The organism is Bacillus hominis (assembly GCF_018332515.1).
GTDB lineage: Bacteria > Bacillota > Bacilli > Bacillales > Bacillaceae_G > Bacillus_A > Bacillus_A hominis.
The window spans coordinates 1-3,657 of sequence record NZ_BOQD01000510.1; the positions used below are offsets into that span (position 1 = coordinate 1).

Here is a 3,657-nt window from a genome sequence, read left to right on the forward strand (position 1 = left end):
CGATTAACGAATAAAACACTACTGAAATAGTGAAAAGGTAAATCGCATGAAGAAAGTTCTTTTGTAATTATCTAAAAAACTGACAATCTGTATTTTCAGAATGTACATAAACGAATTTATCTTTTTGTATTTCCAAATGATTGAATTGTTCGTTATGAAGTGAATTCATACAATTCAATCGATATTACGATATAAAAAATTATGAAGGAAGTGATTTAAGCATGGATACGCTCGAATTGGCACGAATACAATTTGCATCTACAACGATTTTTCATTACTTTTTCGTTCCGCTGTCTATTGGTTTAGCTTTTATCATTGCGTTAATGCAAACGTTGTATGTGGTAAAGGGACAAGAAGTTTATAAGAAGATGACAAAGTTTTGGACACAAATATTCCTTGTTAACTTTGCAGTAGGTGTTGTGACAGGTATTTTACAAGAATTTCAGTTTGGTATGAACTGGTCAACATATTCACGTTTTGTTGGTGATGTTTTCGGACCGTCACTGGCAATTGAAGGTTTATTAGCATTTTTCATTGAGTCTACATTCCTAGGTTTATGGGTATTCGGTGAGGATAAACTTCCGAAGCGAGTTCACCTTTTATGTATTTGGCTCCTCTCAATTGGAACAATGTTATCAGCATTTTGGATTTTAACTGCAAATGCATTTATGCAAGCTCCAGTAGGATATGAAATGGCAGCAGATGGCCGTGCACAAATGAATGATTTCTTGGCGATTATTCAAAATCCACAATTATGGGTGCAATTCCCGCATACAATTACAGCGGCACTTGCAACAGGCGCATTCTTTATTGCTGGTGTCAGTGCATGGAAAATTGCAAAACAACAAGAGACGGAAGTGTTTAAGAAGTCTTTCCGAGTTTCTATCGTTGTTGGAACAATTTCAACAGCATTGGTATTATTTTTCGGTCATGCACAAGCGCAAAATTTAATTAAGACACATCCGATGAAAATGGCTGCAGCTGAAGCGTTATGGAATACGAGTGAGGATCCAGCGCCATTTACAGCATTTGCGAAAATTGATACAGAGAAGAAAGAAAATTCGTTTGAAATTCAAATCCCTTATATGCTAAGTCTATTGTCATACGATAAATTTAGCGGTCAAGTAGAAGGGATGAATCAAATTCAAAAACAATATGAAGAAAAATATGGACCTGGAGATTATATTCCTCCAGTACACACAATGTTTTGGAGTTTTAGAGCGATGGTAATGAGTGGAACATTCATGCTTCTTCTAGGAGCATACGGATGGTTCTTATCAAGAAAAGATCGCTTAACTGAAAAACCTTGGTATTTAAAAATAATGGTATATGCAATTGCACTACCGTTTATCGGTAATACAGTAGGATGGGTTATGACCGAAATGGGACGTCAGCCGTGGGTTGTCTTCGGTGTTATGAAAACAGAAGATGCTGTATCTCCAAACGTTACATTTGGAGAAGTATTATTCTCTCTTATTTCATTCACATCACTATATTTAATTATCGGAGGAATTTCTATTTACTTATTCGTTCGTATCATTAAAGGTCATGCGAATAAGAAAGCGAAAAAGGATTATCAAAGCCATGATCCATTTGATAAGGAGGAAGAGTATGTTATCTCTTAATGAATTGTGGTTTCTAGTTATCTCAACCTTATTCGTTGGATTCTTTGTACTTGAAGGTTTCGATTTTGGTGTAGGAATCGTTTCAAGGTTTTTAGGAAAGAATGATTTGGAAAAGCGTATATATTTAAATACAATTGGACCGTTTTGGCACGCTAATGAAGTATGGCTTGTTTGTGCTGGTGGCGCTATGTTTGCGGCATTTCCGCATTGGTATGCAACTTTATTTAGTGGGTTCTATATTCCGTTTGTGTTTATGCTTCTTGCATTAATTATAAGAGGTGTTTCCTTTAAATTCCGTGCGAAAATAGAAAACCATAAGTGGAAAAGTTTCTGGGATTGGGGCATGTTTACTGGAAGCATGCTACCTCCTATACTTTGGGGAGTTGCAATTGCAAACTTTATGACAGGTGTACCAATTGATGAAAGTAAAAATATGGTAGGCGGATTTATGAAATTACTTCACCCATTTGCATTACTTGGAGGAGTTATGTTTCTTCTTCTATGTATTGTTCATGGTTTGCAATTTCTTACTATACGTACAACAGGAAAATTACGAGAACGCGCACGTATTGCCGCAACAAAGATTGCACCTTTTGCATTAATAACACTTCTTGTTTTTGCAGCTGTAGGGTTATGGAAAACAGATATTTTCACTGCACATGGTTCAGAGTGGCTAATGGTTCCGATTGGAGCTTTTGTAGCACTATTTGTTTCTACTTTATTAAATAAAAGAAGAAGAGATGGTTGGGCCTTCTTTATGACGAGCTTAACAATCATTTTGCTAAGTGCAAGTGTGTTCATCGGTATGTTCCCGCGTGTCATGATTAGCTCATTAGGAGCGGTAAATGATTTGACAATTTATAATGCGGCATCAGGACCTTATGCATTAAAACTGATGAGCTATTTTTCTCTTGCTATTTTACCATTTGTTATCGGTAGTCAAATATGGAGTTTCTATGTATTTAGACAACCTGTTAAGTCAGACAAAGATTTGGAGTACTAATGAAAAGAAAAAGAGGACTTCCGTCGTATCCTGGTAGCCGAGTTTTATATGTAACTTTAAGTCTTATTAGCATTTTAGAGGCGTGTAGTATTATTGCACAGACAGTGTTTTTAGCACGAGCAATCACATTTTTATTTCATGGAGAAACAGTGCAAGCTGTGCTAAATGAAACTGTTTATTTTGGGATCACGTTTGCAGCACGCCAAATGTTGGTGCGAACATCGCAAATATTGGTTGAGCGTTTCGCTGAAAAAACAGGATTTGCATTACGTAAACAGTTAATAGAAGCATATTTTACGTTAGGGCCGAGATTTGTCCAAACGAATGGGACTGGTCATCTGGTTACTTTATCGATAGAAGGTATTGAGAAATTTAAAACATATATTGAATTGACAATTCCTAAAATGATTAGAAGTAGTATCGTACCAGTAATAATCGTTCTATATGTTTTTACACTAGACATTGAGTCGGGAATCATTTTAGTTGTAACAATTCCAATTGTGATCATATTTATGATCCTTCTAGGATTAGCAGCGCAGAAAATGGCGGATAGCCAATATGAGACATATCGTGTACTTTCTAATCATTTTGTAGATACGTTAAAAGGATTAGAAACATTAAAGTATTTAGGGAAAAGTAAACAGCACGAAGGAAAGATTGAAAAAGTAAGTAAACGATATAGAAAAGCAACGATGCGTACTTTGCGAGTTGCTTTTCTTTCTTCTTTTGCATTAGATTTCTTTACGAGTTTATCAATTGCATTTGTAGCAGTCGGATTAGGGATACGGTTAATAGATGGAACGATAATACTATTGCCAGCTCTTACGATTTTAATTTTAGCGCCGGAATATTTTCTGCCGATAAAACAAGTTGGAGCGAATTATCATGCTACATTAGACGGACAACTTGCAATGGAGCAAATAGAAGAAATTTTACAGAAACAAAAAGAAATAGAAAAGAAAGATTCAAATGTAGATATAGTATGGAATTCTTCTAGTAGTTTGAAATTACAAGATGTAAAAGTAAATA

At 35.4% G+C, this 3,657-nt stretch carries 3 protein-coding genes; all 3 read left to right on the forward strand.

The window, feature by feature from the left end:
* Positions 1 to 221 precede the first annotated feature (221 nt).
* Complete coding sequence (gene cydA / locus KI356_RS26975; RefSeq protein WP_128281395.1) at positions 222 to 1,625, forward strand: cytochrome ubiquinol oxidase subunit I; 1,404 nt, start codon at positions 222 to 224, stop codon at positions 1,623 to 1,625.
* On the forward strand, positions 1,612 to 2,628 hold the full coding sequence (cydB, locus tag KI356_RS26980) for a cytochrome d ubiquinol oxidase subunit II (RefSeq protein WP_128281394.1): 1,017 nt from the start codon (positions 1,612 to 1,614) through the stop codon (positions 2,626 to 2,628). The genes cydA and cydB overlap by 14 nt, the downstream gene beginning before the upstream one ends.
* On the forward strand, positions 2,628 to 3,657 hold a 1,030-nt coding region (locus tag KI356_RS26985), incomplete at its 3' end, for an ABC transporter ATP-binding protein/permease (RefSeq protein ID WP_274388410.1). The genes cydB and KI356_RS26985, both read left to right, overlap by 1 nt.

What these genes read in the sequence shown, in the direction of transcription:
- cydB (WP_128281394.1), top strand. Translation starts at nt 1,612, where the DNA reads ATGTTATCTCTTAATGAATTGTGGTTTCTAGTTATCTCAACCTTATTC.
- cydA (WP_128281395.1), top strand. Translation starts at nt 222, where the DNA reads ATGGATACGCTCGAATTGGCACGAATACAATTTGCATCTACAACGATT.